We start from the raw sequence: 20,429 nt of genomic DNA, 5'->3' as shown, positions 1-20,429 counted from the left end.
ACGTATATCAGCATGATCCACCGTCGCAGTCTGCCCGATCCTGTTCTGCCTCAAGGTGCCTGCAATCGAGAGGTGCAACATGTGAAGTCCGTGCAAGCCTTGACAGGTCAAAACATATCAGTCCGGCAGTTTGAATATTCTTCGCGGCGTTAATATCGCGATCTATCGGTTGGCCACAGCCTTCGCAATGCCAGTGACGCTGTGACAACGGTAGCTTTTCGACCTGATGGCCGCAGCCGTGGCACACCTTGCTGCTGGGGAGCCACTGGCTGACCTTCACTACCTGGCGTCCCGCCCAGGCGGCTTTGTACTCAAGTTGGCGGACAAATTCGCCCCACCCCGCATCGCTGATGGCCTTGGCTAGATGACGGTTTTTTACCATGCCGGTGATGTTCAACGACTCGACACACAGCACTTGGTTGTCGTTAATCAGTGTTCGGGTCGCTTTGTGGATTGCATCACGGCGGCAGTCCGCGATCTTGGCATGCAGCCGCGCCACTTTCTGGCGGTATTTTTGACGGTTATTCGAGCCTTTCCGTTTCTTGGCTAACCGGCGTTGCAAGAACGCCAGCTTGGCCTCGTAGCGTTTAAAATGTCGTGGGTTCCCCGACTTTTCGCCTTCGCTGGTGATAAAGAGATCGGTCAACCCAAGATCAATACCCACCATGTTGGGCGTGATTGACAAAGCCTCTGGCGTGACCTCACACAAGCAGCTAATGAAATATCGGCCTGCACGATCGCGGGAAATCGTGATGCTCGACGGCGCACTCGGTAGCGGGCGGCTCCATCGGATCGGTAACGCCACCGTCGACTTGGCGATCGTGATCTCTCCATCGCGATAGCGAAAGGCGGCTTTGGTTAACCGGATCGATTGTCGACCCTCTTTTTTCTTAAAACGTGGGTAGCGTGCCCTGAGCTTGGGATTAAAGAAGTTGTCGAACGCGGCTTTTTGATCGCGGAGGGTTTGTTGCAGGATGACGCTCGATACCTCTTTTAACCATGGATATTCTACCTTCAAGTCAACCAGGCGCTTTTCCGCTGCGGAGTGAGAAACACTTTCCCCATGCTGCTGATACGCCTCAGTGCGAAACGCCAATGTGTTATTCCAGACAAAACGGGCACAGCCGAACGACTGTGCCAACAGCACAGCCTGCTCGGCGGTGGGATAAAGTCGTTCTTTGTAGGCACGCTTTGTCATACTGGATAAATTATCAGCTATCTGGGGTGGTATCAATACAGCACCGCTACGCGGTGCGCGCTTATATCACCGCCCAATCGAAGATGCTTTACGCGCTGAGTGGTAAAAAAAGCGCCGTACTTAAGTAGGGCGCTTTATAAAGGTTATTTTCACTCACCTGTATGAACCACAGGCAGCGTATCGACGACGCAAATTAACGGCCAAACACCACATCGGCTACATTGCGATAGCGTTTGGCAAAGTGCACCGTCATGCCCTCTTTTAGATAGTCCGGCAACTCTTCGTAATCACGTTTATTGGCATCGGGCAGGATCAATTCAAAAATATCACTGCGCCGCGCGGCAATCACCTTCTCGCGAATACCGCCAACCGGCAGTACTTGGCCGGTCAAGGTCAGCTCGCCGGTCATCGCCAGGGGCCGATCAATGGCATGGTGCTTGGCTAGTGACAGCAGCGCAGTGGTCATGGTGACACCGGCCGAAGGCCCATCTTTCGGTGTGGCCCCTTCGGGCACGTGTAAGTGCACAAATGCCGAGTCAAAGAAGTCGGCATCGGCGCCATACTCCTGCAGGTGGCCCAGGGTATAGCTGTAAGCGATATTGGCGGACTCCTGCATCACCTCACCCAGCTTGCCGGTCAGCTTAAAGCCGCGATCCAAGGAGTGTACCTTGCCCGCTTCAATGGGTAGCGTTGCCCCGCCCATGGAGGTCCACGCCAAACCGGTCACGACCCCTTCGCCGGTCAGCACTTTTTCCTTGCGGAAGATCGGTGCGCCTAAGAACTCTTCCAGATTCTTCACCGATATTTTGACCGTTTCGGACTCCTCTTCGAGCAGCTTGACGGCCGATTTACGCACAATACGATGCAGCTGCTTTTCAAGCTGGCGAACACCGGCTTCACGGGCATAGCCTTCGATCACTTGCTTTAAGGCAGCATCGGATAAACTGATACGCTTTTTCGTTAGGTTGTCGCGTTTGAGCAGCTTCGGCCAAAGATGGTTTTTGGCAATCGCCAGCTTCTCTTCAGCGATGTAGCCAGAAAGACGGATTTGCTCCATACGGTCTAGCAACGGCCCCGGAATCGAATCCAGCGTGTTGGCGGTGCATATAAACAGCACCTTGGAGAGATCCATGCGCACATCAAGATAGTGATCGAGAAAATCGACGTTCTGCTCGGGATCAAGCACTTCCAGCAGCGCTGAAGCTGGGTCGCCCTGGAAGGACTGCCCTAACTTGTCGATCTCATCGAGCATGATGACCGGGTTCTCGACTTCGACCTCTTTAAACGCCTGCACCAGCTTGCCGGGCATCGCACCGACATAGGTGCGCCGATGGCCTTTAATTTCCGCCTCGTCGCGCATACCGCCTACCGAAAAGCGATAAAACTGACGGCCTAAGGCTTCGGCAATCGAACGACCAATAGAGGTTTTACCCACCCCTGGCGGGCCTACCAGCAGAACGATCGAACCACCGACATCACCCTTAAAAGTACCTTCGGCCAGAAACTCAATAATGCGTTCTTTAACGTCTTTCAGACCGTCGTGATCGCGATCGAGTACTTGTCGCGCATGGGGTAGATCGAGCTGATCCTGGCTGGTCACGCCCCAGGGCAACGACGTTAGCCAGTCGAGATAATTACGTGTGGTGCCATACTCCGGTGAGCCGGTTTCCAGCACGCTAAGCTTATTCAGCTCATCATCAATACGTACTTGCACGCGCTCGGGCACGACCAGTGCTTCCAGCCGCGCTCGAAAGGTATCGACATCGTTTTCGCGATCGTCTTTGGAAATGCCTAGCTCACGCTGGATCACCTTGAGCTGTTCGCGCAGGAAGAACTCGCGCTGGCGATCCTGCATTTGCGCGTTGACCTGCTCGCTGATCTCACCCTGCAACAACGCCACATCAATCTCTTTACGCAGCAACGGCAGGACTTTCTGCATCCGCTCTTCCACCGACAGCGTGGCCAGCACATCCTGCAGCTCAGGGCCTTTGGCGGAGGTGATGGCAGCGGCAAAATCGGTCAGCGGCCCCGGCTGGTGCGGGCTAAAGCGGTTGAGGTAGTGCTTGAGCTCTTCACCATACAGCGGGTTGATCGGCAGCAGCTCTTTGATCCCATTGATAATCGCCATGGCATAGGCGCGGGTCTCTTCGTTCTCCGCATCAACCGGCTCTTTCGGATAGGTAACTTCCACTAGATAAGGCGGCTCTTTGGAGAGCCAACGGGTAATTTTAAAGCGCTGCAGACCCTGAGCGATAAACTGGATCTGATCGTCTTCGCCCTTGAGTTTATGCACCTTCACCGCTGTACCAATCTCAGGAAAACCTTCGTGATCAAGAGAGGTAACGCCCTGCTCACCCACGAACGCCACGCCCAAGGTGTGATGCGGTGTATTACCCACGCGGCGCATGGTCTCTTCCCAGCGCTCACGGTTAACCACCAAAGGCTGAACCTGGGCGGGGAAAAAAGGACGATTATGAATAGGAAGAAGATAAATGCGCTCAGGCAGCATGTCGCTGGCGGGCACTAGGGAATTTACCCGTTCGCCGTCGGAGCGGTACTCTTCGCCGCCCTGCTGGTCGGTATTCCCTGTGTCATCGGTAGTTGATGCTGACGCTTCATCGTCAACTTGCCAATCAAGGTGTTCGTGATCGCGTTCGTAATCCTGGTCGCTCATGCGTCCTCCAATGAACCGATACCGGCGGTGAGAACCGCCTAGCGTTGTTCATGGAATGCGGGCAGTGCGCCAAAACTTCAACCCTTATGGCCTGTTTTGTGGGAGGTATCGGTAACTAGCGACCGGTGCAGCGTCATGGAGCTGAGTGGATAAAGCCAAGACTTTTCGTACCAAACTTAAGGCCATAGCTCGGGCATGGGGCGACCATTAACACGCCAGACACCGCGCACTACATCAAACTGCAGTTCACGAGTGCCGAGCGGCAAACCTAACCATAGCGCGGCAACGGTGGGTGCATCATACCAGGTGAAGTCGCCATCAATACGCTCCAGCCATTTCGCCTGCTCGTCCTCTTCGTCGAGATTCACCACGCTAAGTTCATCCAACTCACGGGCGTCAAAAAACAGCGCGCCATCCGCATCGAGTCGAATGCCAAGCAGTGGGCTGTCGATCGCCACCGTGGGCACATCTAGGCGCGGAGAGTCACTGAGCATATTACGAAAATCAGGCTCAAGACGGGCCAGCAACCCTTCCGCCATAGGCAGGCTGGCATCCCCCCAGGCGGCTTCTTGGCGTAAAAGACGAATGGCGTGGCGAACCGCATCGGCGTTGATGCGCGAAAGCTCCATCTCTATTCGTCCATTAAGCAACGGCGTTTCAGGCGCTTCTGAGGGAACCATCATCTCCCCCACTTCTAAATCGCCTTTAATGCGCAGTTCGCTTTCATCCAGCACCATATGGCTATTTAAATCGAGTGGCGCCAGTTGGATGTCATAGGAGGGATAGCTAAGCGTCAGTGTCTCAATATGCAGATGATCGCGCTGGGCAAAGTGGTAGGCACCATCGGTATAGGTGTAGCGGCTTTCAAGTACCGTGGGCCCTAATGCAAGCTGGGCCAAGCCATCGGTCAGCGTTAGCTGATCCAATAACCCACGCAGGCGCCAATCACCAAAGACGCCTTCGAGGCGCAGCCGGCCACCACGGACGGCTAACTCGCGACCATTTTGTTGAATGACAAAAGGCGCCAGGGCAAGGCGTAGTTCACTGCGGCCGCTAAGGGTGTGATAACGCCCCTGCCAACGAGGCACCGAAGGGGCGGTAACCTCCCCCACTGCTTGCTGCAACACGGTATCCAATCGAGGTAATACCGTGCCTTCTACATCCGTGCTTAAAATGCCGTGGCGAGCGCTATAGGTCAGTTCAAGCCGCCAGGGGCGACCCAATAGCGGTGAAAGTATCAGCCGCCCTTGGGAACTTAGCCAACCCTGGTGGCTCTCAGTTCTGTTGACACGCCATTCGCCCCGCGCTTCCAAATCTACTAGCGCCTGACGCAGGCTACGTTCAAAGAGCACGCTTGAGAGAAGTTGCGCTGCCATCCATACCACGGCGATTATCGCCAGGGTAGGGACAATCAGACGTTCCTTGCGCATGCTGCCTCCTTGGTGCCAACGCACTTAAATGGCGAAAGCTACCGACAATGCCTAGTATCTGTAATACCTAGTATCCGTACCGTTTTCCTAATGAATTTTCTAATGCAGCCAGAACCATAAGTGCATAGTACTCCAGGCGTAGACCCCTGCCATCACATCATCAATCATAATGCCAAAACCACCGGCTACACGGCGGTCAGCCCAACGTATTGGCCAGGGCTTAAAAACATCGAAGATACGAAAGACCACAAACCCCCACAGCGCAGCTTCCCATGAAAAGGGCACCGCGGCCATGGTGAGCCAGTAGCCGACAAATTCATCCCACACAATCCCTGAGTGGTCGTGTACGCCTAAGTCGTGTGACGTCTTATCGCATAGCCAAACGCCAACAACAAAAGCGACAAAACAAATACTTAGGTACCACCCTAAAGGCAAATCCGCCATCATCCAGTAGAACGGAATGGCGGCCAGCGTGCCAAAGGTGCCGGGTGCCCATGGCACCGTGCCGCTACCTAAGCCAAAGGCAAAAAAATGTGTTGGGCGACGCCAGACACTTTTCGGTGCACGATTCATGGCGCGTCCCCACTAAAATGCTGCCAACCGGCATAGCCATTGACATAACTACTCAGATCACTCTGGTCAGAAGCACTAATGCCTAGCGTCTCGCAACAATGACCAATCACCGTTAGCGTCAAGCCTAATGACGCAAGCCGTTGCTGAGCCTTGGTTATATCGTCAGCGTGTAACGTGACGAGCAGTTCATAATCATCACCACCGGAAAGCGCCGCCTTTAGTGCGGCCTCCCGACCCAGCGTGCTTTCCAGCTCTTCTGCCAGCGGTAAAGCGGCTATATTGATGACTGCTCCAACCTGCGAAGCCTCGCGAAGGTGCGCCAGGTCGGCCATTAGGCCATCAGAAATATCCATCGCCGCGGTAGCTAGTCCACGCAGTGCCACGCCCGCCGCCAAACGCGGTTCAGGCAGCAAGTAGCGGCGCAGCAATGGGTGCGCCAAGTCACGCTCGCCCTTGTGCCAGAGCGCTAGCCCACCACCCCCGCCGCCTAATGCACCGGTAACGGCAATCAGGTCGCCTGGCTGAGCACCGCTGCGTGTCAGCGCTTCGCCCACTGGCACATCGCCCATCACGGTCACGCCAATCGAAAGCGCGCCGGAAGTGACGTCCCCGCCCACCAGCGTGGTGGCGTGTTGCTGGCAGAGTGTATGAAAACCACGCGCGTAGTCAGCAAGCCAAAGATGCGTTGCTTCATCATCGGCAAAGTGGCGCTGATCAAAGGTTAATGCCATCAGGCACCAGCGGGATTTGGCCCCCATGGCGGCCAAATCGCTAAGCGCGACCGCCAAGGCACGATGACCCACCGCGAACGCTGGCGCTTCGCGGGGAAAGTGAACATCTACTACCGAGGTATCAACGCTCACGGCCAGCTGTTGACCCGCTTGCGGCATCAATAGCGTGGCGTCGTCTCCACATCCTAGTGTGACGCCATTTGACGCGGTCGACGCCTCCTGCGACGACATGAAATAGCGTCGGATCAAATCAAATTCGGCAAGCACAAAGGCCCCTTAAACGCATTGTCACGACGCTCGCGTTCAGAGACGACGAGCGCTGACCTCGGCACTACGCAGGCGAATCGCCAGCTTGTCGAGAATGCCGTTCACGTATTTATGGCCGTCGGTGGCGCCAAATGACTTAGCCAGCTCAACGCCTTCGTTAATCACTACACGATAGGGTACTTCCATTCGCCGGGATAGCTCGTAAGCGCCTAAGCGAAGAATCGCCAGCTCGACGGCATCGAGATCTTCCAGGCGGCGATCTAACAACGGGGAGATTTCACGATCCAGTTCCGCTTTAAAACGAACGGTGTTGTGCAGCAATTCGTGAAACAGCGCTTTGTCAGCGATCTCCATCACCTTGACCCAGTTTTCGTGGTCTTCCAGGTCATCATCGGCCACCTGACTACGAAACTCGGCTTCAATGGTAGTGATGGATTTACCCGTCATTTGCCACTGATAAAGCCCCTGCACGGTTAACTCACGCGCCGCATGGCGGCCCTGCTGAGCGGCAGAGGGTTTACGCTCGCTCATTGGTTATCTCCTAACGGCAGCGCGCGTAGCAATGAGACCATTTCCATCGCCGCCATGGCCGCTTCGGTGCCTTTGTTACCGGCTTTGGTGCCCGCACGCTCAATCGCTTGTTCGATCGACTCAACGGTTAATACGCCGTTAGCCACCGGGGTATCAAACTCAAGTTGCAAGTGATTAATCGCCGTGTTGCAGCCGCCCGCTACGTACTCAAAGTGTGGTGTACCACCACGAATCACCGCGCCCAGCGCGATAACGGCATCAGGCTTCATCACCTTCAGCACGCGCTTGACCGCTAGCGGTAGTTCCCAGGCGCCCGGCACGTGAACAATATGGATATGCTCAGCATCGACGCCATGACGCGTCAAACTGTCGACCGCCCCTTCCACCAGGCTATCCACCACGTGATGGTTAAAACGTCCGACCACGATGACATAATGTCCATCGACGTCAACAAAAGTACCTTCAACTTGAGAAAGGGAGTTCATCAATTTATTCCTGCTGCTTAGTACTGCTAGATTAGTACTGCGAGATTAGTCCTGCTGGAGTGATCCTGCTGGATCAGTCCTGCTGAAAGGTTGGCTCATCCGACGTGTCATTAGGCCCCAGACGCTCAACGACTTCGAGATCAAAGCCGGATAGCGCGGAGAACTTCCACGGTGAACTCAATAACCGCATTTTACCTACGCCTAAATAGCGCAGAATTTGCGAGCCGGTGCCGATAGTTAAATAGTTGCCCGCGCCGTCAGAATCGCTGGTACGCGGCTGGCGCACGCGATCCAAGAAGATATCCAGTTGATCTTTTAAATCCTGATGGGGGCGACCGTCATCAATCAACACAAATACCCCCGCGTTTGAACTGGCAATCTCCTCCAGCGCCCGGTGGGCATCCCAGCGGCACTGGTCGCCTTTCATCAGGCCCATCACATCGCGCAGCGTATCGGTAAGATGCACGCGAACCGTGGTGGACTCCTCTGGGGTGGGCTGACCGTTCACCAACGCCAAATGGTGAGCGCCCTGAATGCGATCACGGAAAACGTGCAGCGTCAGTTCGCCATGCGCCGTCATCACCGTTGAGGCTTCCAGGTGATCAATAGTCTGCTCGTTGACGATGCGGTAGTGAATCAAATCCGCAATGGTGCCCATTTTAATGCCGTGTTCTTGGGCAAACGCTTCAAGTTCTGGGCGGCGCGCCATACTGCCGTCGTCGTTCATGACCTCGCAGATCACACCACTGGGATCACAGCCCGCCAGTGCGGCCAAATCACACGCTGCTTCGGTATGCCCCGCACGGCGAAGCACGCCGCCGGGCTCTGCCATCAACGGGAAAATATGCCCCGGCTGAACGATATCAGAGGGCTTAGCATGGGGCGCCACTGCCGCTTGAACTGTGCGCGCGCGATCCGCCGCTGAAATACCGGTGGTAACGCCTTCAGTCGCTTCAATCGAGAGCGTAAATTTGGTGCCAAAGCCGGAGCCATTGTCACGCACCATGAGCGGCAAATTAAGCTGCTCACAGCGGGCACGGGTCATCGGCATACAGATAAGACCACGGGCGAAACGGGCCATGAAGTTGATATGCTCGGCCTGCACTTTTTCGGCAGCCATGATGATATCACCTTCGTTTTCGCGATCCTCATCGTCCATGAGAATCACCATTTTGCCCTGGCGGATATCTTCCACCAGCTCGGCGATAGGGGCTAAGCCTCTAGAGGAGGAGTGCGCCATGGAATCTCCAAAAGTTGTCGCGTAACGTTGCCGCAAAAAAGCTGTTGCGCCAGCTTGTAACGAAAAGTCGTCACGAAATAAAGTTGTCACGTTAGCTGCGATTTCGCGCGTCAGGGTACCTTGCTATCGCCAGTTGCGCTAGTCGACTGAGGGGAAGCGATAATGCGCCAATCGAGCCCCACCGCTCGCATATCATGAATGGTTAAACGCCGCTGATCGGCCATGCGTGAGAGCCCTGGCAGCGCAAATAGCGGTCGTGCCTCGCCACCTAACAGCGTGGGGGCGACAAACAGTTGCAGTTCATCGACCAGATCCGCATCAAGCAAAGCACCCGCCAGGGTCGCGCCGGTTTCTACCAGCAGCTCATTAACCTGTTCGCTCTCGGCTAACCAATTCAGCATTAAAGCTAAATCAATGCGGCCATCACCACCGGCAGGCAGCACCTGCACCTCGGCACCCGCTTTGGTTAACCGTTCGCGCTTTTCAGCCACATGGTCTGGGGTGGTAACCACCAAGGTTCGCCCCGGTTCGCTTAAACAGGCGGCTGCCAAGGGCAAGCGCAAATGGGTATCTAACACCACTCTTAACGGTTGGCGCTGTACCACCTCATCGGCATTGGCAAGCGACAACTGCTCGGCGCGAAGAGTAAGCCGTGAGTCGTCCATGATAATCGATTCAACGCCGCTTAATATCGCACTAGAGCGCGCTCTTAGCCGCTGCACTTGCGTTCGCGCTTCGGGGCCGGTAATCCACTGAGACTCGCCGGACCCCATAGCAGTACGCCCATCCAAACTCATTGCCATTTTCAGGCGTACAAAGGGGCGCTGTGTGGTCATTCGGGCAATGAAACCAGGGTTCAATGCCCGCGCTTCACTCTCTAGCAGCACTACTGCTACCTCAATACCGGCTTCTTCAAGCAAGCGAATACCTTGGCCACTGACCTGGGGGTTGGGGTCCTGCATCGCAATCACTACCCGAGCCACCTTGGCCTTCCGCAGAGCAACTGCACAGGGGCCGGTACGCCCAGTGTGCGAGCAAGGTTCAAGAGTGACGTAAGCCGTCGCGCCCTGGGCCCGTTCACCGGCCGCGTTCAATGCATGAATTTCTGCATGCGGCTCACCGGCTCGCCGATGAAAGCCTTCCCCGACGATCTGCTCATCGTGCACGATCACACAACCGACCCGAGGATTAGGATCGGTGGTGTAAAGCCCTTTGCGCGCTAGCTTTAGCGCCTGCGCCATATAACGGTAATCGTCTTGGCTAAACAGGGCGCTCATTTTGGCGGCTCGCTAGTGTGTCTCACTGTAGAAGAGGACTCTTGATTGGGCTCTTGGGAAAGCCGATCAATCTCAGCACGAAATTCATCCAAATCCTGAAACTTGCGGTACACCGAGGCAAAGCGGATGTACGCCACATGGTCGAGGGTTTTAAGCGCCTGCATCACTGACTCACCAATATCACGGGCGTTGATCTCACGATCGCCCCGCGCACGAAGGGTTTGACGTATGCGCTCAACGGCCGCTTCAATGGCTTCCGCGCTGACCGGGCGTTTTTCTAGCGCACGCAACATGCCCGCCCGGAGCTTGGCTTCATTAAAGCTTTCCCGTGAACCGTCTGACTTCACCACCCGAGGCATTACTAGCTCAGCAGTTTCGTAAGTGGTAAATCGCTCCTGACAGCTCGCACACTGGCGACGACGGCGCACTTGATCGCCATCGGCTACCAACCGCGAATCGGTCACTCGAGTATCGTTTGCACCACAAAAAGGGCAATGCATAGCGGTCAACCTGTTGTCAGCTCGTGCTGGCATGCCGCACGAGTTAGCGTGTTATAACCTGGCAATGAATATGCTATTAATGGCGTTTAAACCGGCATCAACGTCTTAAGCTAATGGATGTTAGCGTTTAAACGCGCTATCAACCACGCATTGTAACGATTTGGCACACAAGCTGCAGCGTTTGTGGCAGATTGTTTATCAGGAGCCAACCATGTCCCCCTTTGAGCAGACCGTGCACGGCTACCTCAGCCACCTATACGGGCCGCGTGCTGACGAAGTGCAGCGCCGCTTAAATCAACACATTGAGCATTTTTTGTCGCTTGCCCCGTTTTCGTCCGCCCCAGGCGATGCTCCTTCTAAAAACGCACCTTCATGGAGCGAAAAAGATCAGTGGGTGATTAGCTATGGTGACTCCATTATAGAAGAGGGGGTGCCGCCACTGGCTGTGCTTAGCGAATTTCTTCAAGCACGCCTGGGTGATCGCATTAGTGGTGTACACGTGCTGCCCTTCTTCCCATGGAGCAGCGACGACGGCTTCTCGGTGATCCATTACCGGGAAGTGAACAGTGAGCTTGGCGACTGGTCGCATATCCGCGAGCTCGCCGGTCATTACGACCTGATGGCCGATTTGGTGCTCAACCATGTTTCCAGGGAATCGCTCTGGTTTGTGGATTACTTGAGCGGCAGCCTGCCAGGCCGCGACTACTTTATCGAAGTTGACCCTGACACCGATGTTTCTCAGGTAGTTCGCCCCCGCAGCAACCCATTGCTGGTACCTGTTTCAACCCGTCGCGGCACCCGTTATCTATGGGCAACCTTCTCCGAAGACCAGCTCGATCTAAACTTTGAGCATCCCGATGTACTACTGGAGTTCGTCGGTATTCTGCTCTTCTACTTGGAGCAAGGCACACGGATTATCCGCTTGGATGCGGTGGCTTTCTTATGGAAACGGTTGGGTACCTCCTGTATTCACCTGCCGGAAACCCACACCGTAGTGCGTTTGCTTCGCGCGATTGTTGATCATGTCGCCCCCGGCACTCTGTTGATTACCGAAACCAACGTGCCGCACCAAGAGAACATCAGCTATTTCGGGCTTGAACGGCTCCCCAAGGGGCCTCCCGATGAAGCGCACATGATTTATCAGTTCACGCTGCCACCGCTGCTGCTCCATACCCTAACCCGTGGCGAAGCCAGCACGCTGCAAACCTGGCTTGCCAGCCTGCCGGTACTGCCTGACCATTGTACTTACCTGAATTTTACCGCCAGCCATGACGGTATTGGCGTGCGCCCACTGGAAGGCCTACTGCCCGATCACGAGCGCGATGCCCTGCTGGAGCTGATGCACAAATTCGGCGGTTTTGTCAGCATGCGGAGCAACCCGGATGGCAGCGACACGCCCTACGAAATCAACATCACCTGGTTTGAAGCCATGCGCGGCACTCGCCGTGGCCCGGATCCATGGCAAATAGCCCGCTTCCTATGCAGCCAAGCGATCATGCTCAGCCTGCAGGGAATTCCAGCGCTCTATATCCATACGTTAACGGGCACACTCAACGATGTAGAAGGCGTTGAGCGCAGTGGTCGCCTGCGCTCGATCAATCGGCGGCGCTGGCAGCGTAGCGAGCTGGACCTGCTACTGGATAGTCCTTCCACCCCTACCCACGATGTGTTTCATGCCTTAAACCGGCTGCTGGATCAGCGTCGTCAAGAGCCCTGTTTCCATCCCACTGCAGCCCAGCGGGTGTTGGAGTCGCCACCCGAATTGCTGGCGGTGGAACGTGGCCCCCTGCATGATGGCCGTCGCCTGCTGGCGCTGTATAACGTTACCGACCTGCCGCTCCCCTTAGCGAATGTGGGTGAGGCGGTAAACCAAGCGCTGGATCAACACGCATGGCAAGCGCTCGACCCTGCTAATCCCTGGGTGGCTGAAGGTGCCCTCCCGCCTTATGCGGTGCGCTGGTTGGTGGCCACCGGTTAGTCGCGGCGCTTCGTTCGCCCGTTGCGACATAACGCCCCAGGGACGTCTAACGTAATCCTTAAATAATCTAGTGCTGCGATGATGCCAGTCCAAGACTACATGAAGGATCGTTACTGGTTATGTTGCAACAAAGCATCGCCGTTGGCCCTATGGGCTTTAGTATTCACCAGCTATTGATCGGCCTGGCGTTTTTATTGGCACTGCTGGTTGGCGCGCTGTTGGGAAGGCGCCATCGGGTAGCTGTCAGCGATACGCTGTTTACCCTGCTGCTGGTTGCCCTTGTCGGCGCGCGTTTGGTTTTTGTCCTACGTTACTGGGGCGAATACGAGGGTCTACTTTCCCGCCTGGATATTCGAGATGGCGGGTTTGATATCGTCGGTGGCCTTATCGCGGCACTGGCGTACGCTGCCTGGACGCTGTGGCGCTCCCCCCGCCAGCGAGTGCCCCTTTCTGGTGCCCTACTGGCGGGCGGTCTTGTCTGGGGATTAACCGCCGCTAGCGCCACCATGATAGAGCATCCATCCCGGCCCTTGCCGGAGGTGGCGCTGACTACCCGTTCAGGCGAGCCCATTGACCTTCCCCATCTGTCACGCACAACCCAGCAACCCATGGTGGTTAATTTGTGGGCCAGCTGGTGTCCGCCCTGTATCCGTGAAATGCCGGTGTTTGAGCAAGCGCAGGATAATGAACCCGGCATCACCTTTGTGTTCGTTAACCAAGGAGAGTCGCTCGGCCAGATTGACGCTTTCATGGATGAGTACGGTTTTTCTCTCGATAACGTGTGGCAAGACCCACGCAATGCCGTTGGCCAGGCCACCGGCGCCAATGCGATGCCTACCACACTTTACTATGATGCCAACGGTCAACTCGTCAGTACTCATTTTGGCGAACTTTCCAGCGCCACCCTGCAGCAAGGATTGGAGCGTTTACGCTGATTGCTGCATGAACCGACCACCTTTTTTCGCCTGGCTAACGTCACCTCACTCAAACAGGATGTTGCAATGCGCTTGAACCACTACACCACTATCAGCAGTTTTCTTCTCCTGGCAGGGCTGGGAGGAGTATCCACAGGCTACGCCGATGAACTCCCTGCCCCAGTGCAGGCACTGGCCGACCAGGGCCTGGAAATTCATGGCCAGTTTGACGCCCCTGGTGGTTTGCGCGGCTACGGCGCCAGCGCTCAGGGCCAGGACATGGCCATCTACCTGACCCCAGATGGCGAGCACGCGGTGGTGGGGACACTGATGGATAGCGAGGGTAACGACCTCACTGAGGCGCAACTGGACGAGCACGTACGTGCGCCTTTAGAAGCACAGACCTGGCAGCTTCTGAGCGAAAGCCATTGGATTCAGGATGGTGACGTGGATGCCCCTCGTGTGATTTACACCTTCACGGACGCCAACTGCCCCTATTGCCGTCAGCTATGGCAAGACGTTCGCCCCTGGGTAGAGGCCGGTGAAGTGCAGTTGCGCCATATCATGGTGGGTATCTTAGCGCCCGACAGCCCTGGCAAGGCCGCCGCTATACTCGGAGCCGACGACCCGGCGGCGACACTGCATGCTCATGAAAGTGGCCAGCAAGAAATCGACGCCAGTGCCCAACCACGAGAGATCGAAGAACAGGTTTATGCCAATAACCAGCTTTTCGAAGAGCTAGGGCTGTATGCCACGCCCACCTCGGTTTATCAGCGTGAAACAGAAAATGGTAGCGTGCGTCTTGACCGCATTCAGGGTATGCCCAGTGACGAGCGGCTGATCGACATGATGGGCAGTGAAGCGCCATAGGCTTAGCTGCCACCGCCAATTGAGATTGCCGCGTCGCTGCGCAACTCACAATGACTTATGAAATTTCACTACGAGCGTAGCGAAGCAATCTCGGCTTTTAAGGACGCAAAATCGGTCACTATTTAAAAGGGGAAGTTTTGAATGAGCCTATTTGATGAACTCCAGACATCATTGCAGGAAGCCGTTGACATTAAAAAAGGGAATGTTAATGCAGCTCGCATCACTCGCCACGAAGTGGCCGATGTGAAAGCTATCCGCGCTAAGCTGCACGTATCCAAAGCCGAGTTTGCTAATGCCATGGGTACCAGTGTCGATACGATCAAAAGCTGGGAGGCCAAACGCCGTTAACCCTACAGGCTTAGCAGCACAAGTGTTGGCAGCCATCCAAGACAACCCTGCTTTCTTCAACGAGCTGTCTTCTCACTAGCCACCCTTATCGCCGATTAGGGAAGTGGCTAGCGAGTTTTTACCGTGAGTTTGGATGAGAGCAGCCAAGCACGCCTGCGCCGGATGGGGCAGGCTTATGGCAAGTCGCGGCAGGAGGTAGCGACGTTCGCACTCCTGGCGGCAGAGCGCTTGCTGGACGGCGACTGATCGCCAAAGGTGGGGCATGGGCAGATCGAGCTGTGATCCGCCGGAGTGTTAGTGCTTGAAGATAGCTTCCAGGCTATCGGCGAACAGTACATCGCGCATCCAGCCTTTCAACTGATCATGGTCGGCTTGTGTGAGCCTTTTCTCTGCCCACCAAGGCACCTCACCAAACTTGAAGTTGAGTTGGGCCCGCACAACATCGTGAGCCTCTGCCAGACGGCCCTTCTCAATGCCTAACTGCTCACTTTCCTGCAAATTTTCCCGCTTCGCATCGTTCAAAAATGACACTTCATCTCGCAACGCTCGCTCCCTCACGAAGGCGAGGCGACGTGTTTTCTCGTCGGCGCTGAGCTCGCGGATGCGGTTCATGGCACTCTAGGTCATTTTAATGTTGAACAGCTCATCAAGATTGTTCGCTACCAAGATTTCATCTGTCCAGCCTTCTAGCTGCTGGGCATTAGCAGTCTCCAGTTTCTGAATAACCCACTCAGGCAGATCTCCAAACCGCTTAGTAAGTAGGCGTTGAAGTATACGTTGCGCTTCTTCCCGCCGCGCATCGTTTAGCAGCGATACTTCATCACGCAGCGCCCGTTCACGCACAAAAGCCAAGCGGCGAGTTTCCTCGTCGGCACTGAGCTCGCGGATGCGGCTCATCGCACGTTTAACCGGTTCGTGGGCAACATTCGCCATCGTGAGTTCCTCCTGCCAGTGCTTGAAGAAGGTGATCCAGGCGCGTAGCGGGCCCTCTGGCAAGCCCAGGCGATCCGCCTTGTTCAATTCGATTAGGTTCATTTGCAAAACGTTCCCCAGCGAAACCTTGGGCTGGCGTCCATCGCGCATCTCGAATCGCCAGATCGCTTGCTCGCGCTCGGCGGCTGTTTCCGTAAACAGGTCGAAGTCAAGCAGGTGCAGGCCCACCGAGGCCCGCAGCTCTTGGTAATCTTCCCCGGCGCTCAGCTGGCTTCCCAGCGTGCGGGCCAGATAAAACACCCCCCGCTTGTGCCAGGCCCCGTAACGGCGCACCTGCACCTCGATATTGTAGCAGTTGCCATCCCCATCGCGTGCCAGCACATCGAGAATGATGTACTTGCCGGTAAGCTCTGTCGCCTCGATATTCGGATTCAGTATCTCCACCGAGGCAATGTTGGGCAAATCCGGGCGCAGATCATTGATCAGATCCACCAGCAGATCCGGGGCTTCGGCAAACAGCCGCTTGAAAACGTAGTCGTTGGTGGGGTCGAGTAATTCGCTCATGAGCCCCTCCTTATGTAATACAGGCACTTTACCATAGCGGGACCACAGCGCGGTTTACCCATGACACGGAAATCTAAGAACCTTGATCTTAGTTAGCCTCCCCCGCCAATTGAGATTGCCATGTCGCTGCTCTCCTAACACTGACCTACAGTGAATTTTCTACTCCTCCGACAGATTCTCAAACCTCGGCATGCCTACATTCCAGGGTTTGATATCGCCTTTCTCTCCGAAGTTGTCATGGTCTCCCAGCACATGACCATCATGCTCGCGGGTTTGACCATAGAGTGAACGGCCATGGAACCGTTCCGCGGTCTCGGCGACATCCCCGGTATAGCGAGGATCCTGAGGACGCTCCTGGCTGGTGATGTAATAGGCAATATCCCAGGCCTGTTGATCACTGAGCGAACGAGGCTGGCCAAGCGGCATATTCTGATAGATGAAGCCCGCCATGGTTTCCAGCCGCGCGATGCCGGCTCCCCAGTTATTGGAGCCATTCCCCCAGGGCGCGGGAAACACGTACTCATTATTCTCATAGTGCCCGGCACCATTTTCCTGGTGGCATATCGAGCAGTTTTCCTGGTAGGCAGTTTCCCCTCTAGCATAGCTGGGCTCTTCGGTCGGCTCTTCTGGCGCCGGGAAGCCTCGACCATAAATCGGCTTGTCGGGATACATCGGTGCGCCGGTGGCAAGCCACTGATGATAGGCACTGAGTGCCAACATTTCATCACTGCCATACTCTGGGGGCACGCCGTTCATGGAGTAGGCAAAGCAGCCTGCGATACGCTCTTCCAGGTTATTCACGTGCTGGTTCTTGCCACGGAAGTCCGGCAGTGTAATGGCCGCTGTCCACACCGGCGCGCTGAACGGCACCCGCCCTTCCCCCAGATGGCAACTGGAGCAATTCATGTCATTGAAGACATTCTCACCACGCAGCTGCTGCGTATTAGTGAATAGATCGTGACCGTAGCGGATAACTTTTTTTAGTTCGGGATGAATGTCAGAACTTTCCAGATCTTCCATGGTGGGTGGTTCGTGCACCAGTTGGTTCAGCGCTGCATCCGCCCGCTCTTCCTGAGCAAAGACACTGGTGGCGTAAACGCTCATACCGATGCCTACCGTCAATGAACAGCCAGTAAGCGCTAAAACGAGAGGGCGTGGACAGGTTATCATTGTGTTGACTCCTGGTCGGCGGAGGCGGGTTGCGTGGCGTACCAGGCGGATACAGCCTGGATGTCGTCATCACTCATGCGCTTGGCAATGGCGCCCATCAGGTTTTGCGGATCGTTGCTGCGGGTATCGTTTTTCCACGCCGACAATTGGGTGCGGATGTAGCCGGCATGCTGGCCTGCAATGCCTGGGAAGGTATCACCTACGCCCCTGCCCCTAGGCCCATGGCAGCTTTGGCAGGAAACAATGTAGGCGTTCCAATCGCCACGTTCGGCGAGCTGCTGCCCGCGGGCCAGCAGCGTCTCGTCGGCTTCATCGCCGCCTTGTCCCTGGGTAGCGGGTAGCTGGCTGTAGTAGGCGGCCACATCGGCGATTTGTTGGTCGTTGAGCATATTGGCAAATGTTGCCATCGTCGCGTTTTCACGCCGCCCCGCTTTAAAATCATGCAACTGCTTGGCGATATAGTCGGCATCCAGGCCAGCTAAACGCGGCCAGGACTCACCATCCGGCACATTCATGCCACTGCCATCTGCCTGGTGGCAGGCGCTACAGCTGGCCGCGGCAGCTTGACCGCGCTCCACATTACCCTCCTGGGCCACCGCTCCTGCAGCGAACAGGGTGAGACCTACACAGAGACCAACCCTGCTGACGTATTTATTATTCATACGGTTTCTCCCTTGCGTTATCTTTTTTTAACTGTCCGCCACTGGCACCATCAGGCGAGCGGTAAACCCGCCCCCCGCCGGGCTGGCGAATGCCACTTCGCCATCGAATCGTTCAGCGATTGCCGCGACAATCGCCAGCCCCAGCCCGCTTCCCTGCTGCTTGCTGGCGCGCCAGAAGCGTTGCGTCAGTTGCTTGAGCGTCGCGTCATCGACGCCAGGGCCCTGGTCGCTGACGCTGAAGGTAAGAAAGCGCTGCCCGTGCTCCCACTGCGCCTCCAGCGTTACGGGTGTTTCCGATGGCCCATGGTGCAGCGCGTTATCGAGCAAATTGCGTAGCGCGGTAATCGCTAGTTCACGAGGCATGGCCAAAGTGGTCTCTGGCCAATCAGCGGGTACTACAAAGCGGCCGGAGTGACTATGGTGGCAATCCGCCAGGGCGCACTCGGCAACATCGGCAACACGGCTTACCTCGCCATCATCAAACCGGGCACGTCCTTCTACCCGTGCCAGAGTCAGCAGCTGATCAAGGGTCGAACTCAGCCGCACCACGCCCTCTTCCGCCTGATTGAGCGATGCCTTCGCCGCCTCCCCTTCAACGCGCCGGGCAACTTGCAGGTGAGTCTTGATGGCCGTCAGCGGCGTGCGCAGCTCGTGCGCAGCGTCATTGGTAAAGCGCTGTTCGCGGATAATGGTTTGCTGCACCCGCGCCAACAGCGCGTTAAGCGTTGTAATGAGAGGCCGGATCTCTTTTGGCAAGCCGTAGGTAGCCACCGGGGCCAGCGCATCTGGATGGCGGTTGGCAAGCGACTCTCGCAAGCGTGTCAGCGGTGCCAGCCCACGCCAGATACCTAGCCACAACGCCACCATGCTGCCCACCAGTGCCACCACAAACGGCACCACCGCTACCCGAATAACGCCGCTAAGCAGTATGTTCCTTTCATCCATCCGGTCGGCGGTGGTAATCACGATGCCATTGCGCTCGTAGGTGAAGACCCGCCAGGTCACATCGCCAGCCTGACGATAGGTGTGCCCGCCCTCTCCCGGCGTCAGCACATCGTCCATATCGGCATGGGTGCGCGCCATGACCTCGCCTTGGGGGGAATGCACCTGGCAGGCCAGCCCTTCAATAGAGGGAATGGAGAGCACCGGATGTTCGGCGTCCTCCCATACGTCAAGGGGAAGCTGCAAAACCAGCCCAGCCACCATTCGCGCCGACTGCGCCAGGCGTTGATCCAGGGTTTCTACAAATTTGTCTTCCAGGTCACGCATCAGCCACGCGGCTGCGATACCCCATAGCAACGCCAGGGTTAGCCCCAGGGTGATTAGTAAGCGGGCACGTAAACTCATAGCTGGCCTTTATCTATCTCACACTCATAGGGCGTGCCCGCCAAGTGCACCGCCTCAGGCTTGCCCAGTCGATAGCCAAGCCCGCGCACCGTTTCGATCACCCCGCTCCCGAGCTTGCGGCGCAGATGGTGTATATGCACATTCAGCGCATTGCTCTCGACATCATCATTCATGCCATAAAGGCTGTCTTTGAGCTGATCGGCCGACAGTACGCTGCGCGGCGATTGCAGGAAGGTTTCCAGCAGCACCAGCTCACGGCGAGATAGGGTGATCAGTTGCCCTTCGACATACACTTCGCGGGCGGCGGGATCTAACGCAAGGGCTCCATGGGAAATCATGCCGCTGCTGCGCCCTGCCACACGGCGCAGCAAAGCGTGCAGGCGCGCGACTAATTCATCCAGATCGAAGGGCTTGACCAGATAGTCATCGGCACCGCCCTGCAGGCCATCCACCCGGTCTCGCACGGTATCTCTTGCGGTTAAAACCAACACCGGCACATTGACGCCCTGCTGACGCCACTCGGCCAACAGCTGCAGGCCATCACCATCCGGCAAGCCACGGTCAAGAATGACCACATCACTAGTAACTGTTCGCATCGATTGGCGAGCAGCGTTCAACGTGGAGACGTGGTCGACGACAAAATCGAAGGTCATTAATCCAGAGCGGATACCCGATGCCACCAGCGGGTCATCTTCAATCAGCAAGACGTGCATAATGGTTTCCTTTTTATTACCTCA

At 56.2% G+C, this 20,429-nt stretch carries 21 protein-coding genes; 5 read left to right on the top strand and 16 right to left on the bottom strand.

Annotated elements, in window-relative coordinates; translation table 11 throughout:
* Positions 1 to 7: 7 nt before the first annotated feature.
* The 10 genes from V8L71_RS18235 to nrdR all read right to left on the bottom strand — a co-directional run bounded on the left by V8L71_RS18235 (position 8) and on the right by nrdR (position 10,906).
* The gene (locus tag V8L71_RS18235) at positions 8 to 1,198 is read right to left on the bottom strand and encodes an RNA-guided endonuclease InsQ/TnpB family protein (RefSeq protein WP_336275042.1); all 1,191 of its coding nucleotides are present in this window, start codon (positions 1,196 to 1,198) and stop codon (positions 8 to 10) included.
* A gap of 193 nt (positions 1,199 to 1,391) precedes the next feature.
* Positions 1,392 to 3,872 (bottom strand): endopeptidase La, encoded by a 2,481-nt coding sequence (gene lon, locus V8L71_RS18230; RefSeq protein ID WP_336275041.1) that lies wholly within the window; start codon positions 3,870 to 3,872, stop codon positions 1,392 to 1,394.
* A 176-nt stretch (positions 3,873 to 4,048) separates the two neighbouring features.
* The gene (locus V8L71_RS18225; RefSeq protein ID WP_336275040.1) at positions 4,049 to 5,302 is read right to left on the bottom strand and encodes a DUF945 family protein; all 1,254 of its coding nucleotides are present in this window, start codon (positions 5,300 to 5,302) and stop codon (positions 4,049 to 4,051) included.
* Between the two features lie 99 nt (positions 5,303 to 5,401).
* On the bottom strand, positions 5,402 to 5,875 hold the full coding sequence (locus tag V8L71_RS18220) for a phosphatidylglycerophosphatase A family protein (protein WP_008959669.1): 474 nt from the start codon (positions 5,873 to 5,875) through the stop codon (positions 5,402 to 5,404).
* On the bottom strand, positions 5,872 to 6,873 hold the full coding sequence (gene thiL / locus V8L71_RS18215; protein WP_336275039.1) for a thiamine-phosphate kinase: 1,002 nt from the start codon (positions 6,871 to 6,873) through the stop codon (positions 5,872 to 5,874). The genes V8L71_RS18220 and thiL overlap by 4 nt, the downstream gene beginning before the upstream one ends.
* A 36-nt stretch (positions 6,874 to 6,909) precedes the next feature.
* The gene (gene nusB, locus V8L71_RS18210) at positions 6,910 to 7,404 is read right to left on the bottom strand and encodes a transcription antitermination factor NusB (protein WP_101145129.1); all 495 of its coding nucleotides are present in this window, start codon (positions 7,402 to 7,404) and stop codon (positions 6,910 to 6,912) included.
* Positions 7,401 to 7,889 carry a 6,7-dimethyl-8-ribityllumazine synthase gene (gene ribH, locus V8L71_RS18205; protein WP_336275038.1) on the bottom strand — a complete coding sequence of 163 codons (489 nt, stop codon included), beginning with the start codon at positions 7,887 to 7,889 and terminating at the stop codon, positions 7,401 to 7,403. The genes nusB and ribH overlap by 4 nt, the downstream gene beginning before the upstream one ends.
* Positions 7,890 to 7,962: 73 nt before the next feature.
* A complete protein-coding gene (gene ribBA, locus V8L71_RS18200; protein ID WP_336275037.1) occupies positions 7,963 to 9,129 on the bottom strand; it encodes a bifunctional 3,4-dihydroxy-2-butanone-4-phosphate synthase/GTP cyclohydrolase II in 1,167 nt (388 codons plus the stop codon).
* A gap of 110 nt (positions 9,130 to 9,239) precedes the next feature.
* The gene (gene ribD / locus V8L71_RS18195) at positions 9,240 to 10,406 is read right to left on the bottom strand and encodes a bifunctional diaminohydroxyphosphoribosylaminopyrimidine deaminase/5-amino-6-(5-phosphoribosylamino)uracil reductase RibD (RefSeq protein ID WP_336275036.1); all 1,167 of its coding nucleotides are present in this window, start codon (positions 10,404 to 10,406) and stop codon (positions 9,240 to 9,242) included.
* A complete protein-coding gene (gene nrdR / locus V8L71_RS18190) occupies positions 10,403 to 10,906 on the bottom strand; it encodes a transcriptional regulator NrdR (protein WP_176302770.1) in 504 nt (167 codons plus the stop codon). The genes ribD and nrdR overlap by 4 nt, the downstream gene beginning before the upstream one ends.
* Positions 10,907 to 11,117: 211 nt before the next feature.
* Between nrdR and V8L71_RS18185 the strand changes: the two genes are divergently transcribed.
* The 5 genes from V8L71_RS18185 to V8L71_RS18165 all read left to right on the top strand — a co-directional run bounded on the left by V8L71_RS18185 (position 11,118) and on the right by V8L71_RS18165 (position 15,262).
* Positions 11,118 to 12,884, top strand: coding sequence for a sugar phosphorylase (locus tag V8L71_RS18185; RefSeq protein ID WP_336275035.1), 1,767 nt, complete (start codon positions 11,118 to 11,120; stop codon positions 12,882 to 12,884).
* Between the two features lie 119 nt (positions 12,885 to 13,003).
* Positions 13,004 to 13,819, top strand: coding sequence for a prolipoprotein diacylglyceryl transferase family protein (locus V8L71_RS18180; RefSeq protein ID WP_336275034.1), 816 nt, complete (start codon positions 13,004 to 13,006; stop codon positions 13,817 to 13,819).
* Between the two features lie 66 nt (positions 13,820 to 13,885).
* Positions 13,886 to 14,668: a thiol:disulfide interchange protein DsbG gene (gene dsbG / locus V8L71_RS18175; protein ID WP_336275033.1), complete on the top strand. Its 783-nt coding sequence runs from the start codon at positions 13,886 to 13,888 to the stop codon at positions 14,666 to 14,668.
* A gap of 141 nt (positions 14,669 to 14,809) precedes the next feature.
* Positions 14,810 to 15,016, top strand: coding sequence for a NadS family protein (gene nadS / locus V8L71_RS18170; RefSeq protein ID WP_336275032.1), 207 nt, complete (start codon positions 14,810 to 14,812; stop codon positions 15,014 to 15,016).
* 123 nt (positions 15,017 to 15,139) lie between these two features.
* On the top strand, positions 15,140 to 15,262 hold the full coding sequence (locus tag V8L71_RS18165; RefSeq protein WP_336275031.1) for a hypothetical protein: 123 nt from the start codon (positions 15,140 to 15,142) through the stop codon (positions 15,260 to 15,262).
* Positions 15,263 to 15,310: 48 nt separating this feature from the next.
* On the opposite strand, the gene V8L71_RS18160 is transcribed toward V8L71_RS18165, so the two are convergent.
* The 6 genes from V8L71_RS18160 to V8L71_RS18135 all read right to left on the bottom strand — a co-directional run bounded on the left by V8L71_RS18160 (position 15,311) and on the right by V8L71_RS18135 (position 20,405).
* Entirely contained in the window at positions 15,311 to 15,628 is a 318-nt protein-coding gene (locus tag V8L71_RS18160; RefSeq protein WP_336275030.1) for an RpnC/YadD family protein, read from the bottom strand.
* 6 nt (positions 15,629 to 15,634) lie between these two features.
* Positions 15,635 to 16,513, bottom strand: a complete 879-nt coding sequence (locus V8L71_RS18155; RefSeq protein WP_336275029.1) for an Rpn family recombination-promoting nuclease/putative transposase — start codon at positions 16,511 to 16,513, stop codon at positions 15,635 to 15,637.
* Between the two features lie 159 nt (positions 16,514 to 16,672).
* Complete coding sequence (locus tag V8L71_RS18150) at positions 16,673 to 17,683, bottom strand: c-type cytochrome (protein ID WP_336275028.1); 1,011 nt, start codon at positions 17,681 to 17,683, stop codon at positions 16,673 to 16,675.
* Positions 17,680 to 18,345, bottom strand: coding sequence for a c-type cytochrome (locus tag V8L71_RS18145; RefSeq protein WP_336275027.1), 666 nt, complete (start codon positions 18,343 to 18,345; stop codon positions 17,680 to 17,682). Before V8L71_RS18145 ends, V8L71_RS18150 begins: the two co-directional genes overlap by 4 nt.
* 27 nt (positions 18,346 to 18,372) lie before the next feature.
* The gene (locus V8L71_RS18140) at positions 18,373 to 19,692 is read right to left on the bottom strand and encodes an ATP-binding protein (protein WP_336275026.1); all 1,320 of its coding nucleotides are present in this window, start codon (positions 19,690 to 19,692) and stop codon (positions 18,373 to 18,375) included.
* Positions 19,689 to 20,405, bottom strand: a complete 717-nt coding sequence (locus V8L71_RS18135) for a response regulator (protein ID WP_336269691.1) — start codon at positions 20,403 to 20,405, stop codon at positions 19,689 to 19,691. The genes V8L71_RS18140 and V8L71_RS18135 overlap by 4 nt, the downstream gene beginning before the upstream one ends.
* Between the last annotated feature and the right edge of the window lie 24 nt (positions 20,406 to 20,429).

This window comes from Vreelandella indica, from assembly GCF_037070225.1.
Classification (GTDB): domain Bacteria; phylum Pseudomonadota; class Gammaproteobacteria; order Pseudomonadales; family Halomonadaceae; genus Vreelandella; species Vreelandella arctica.
Note: the sequence above shows the minus strand (reverse complement) of the source record. Positions and strands in the feature narration are given on the sequence as shown.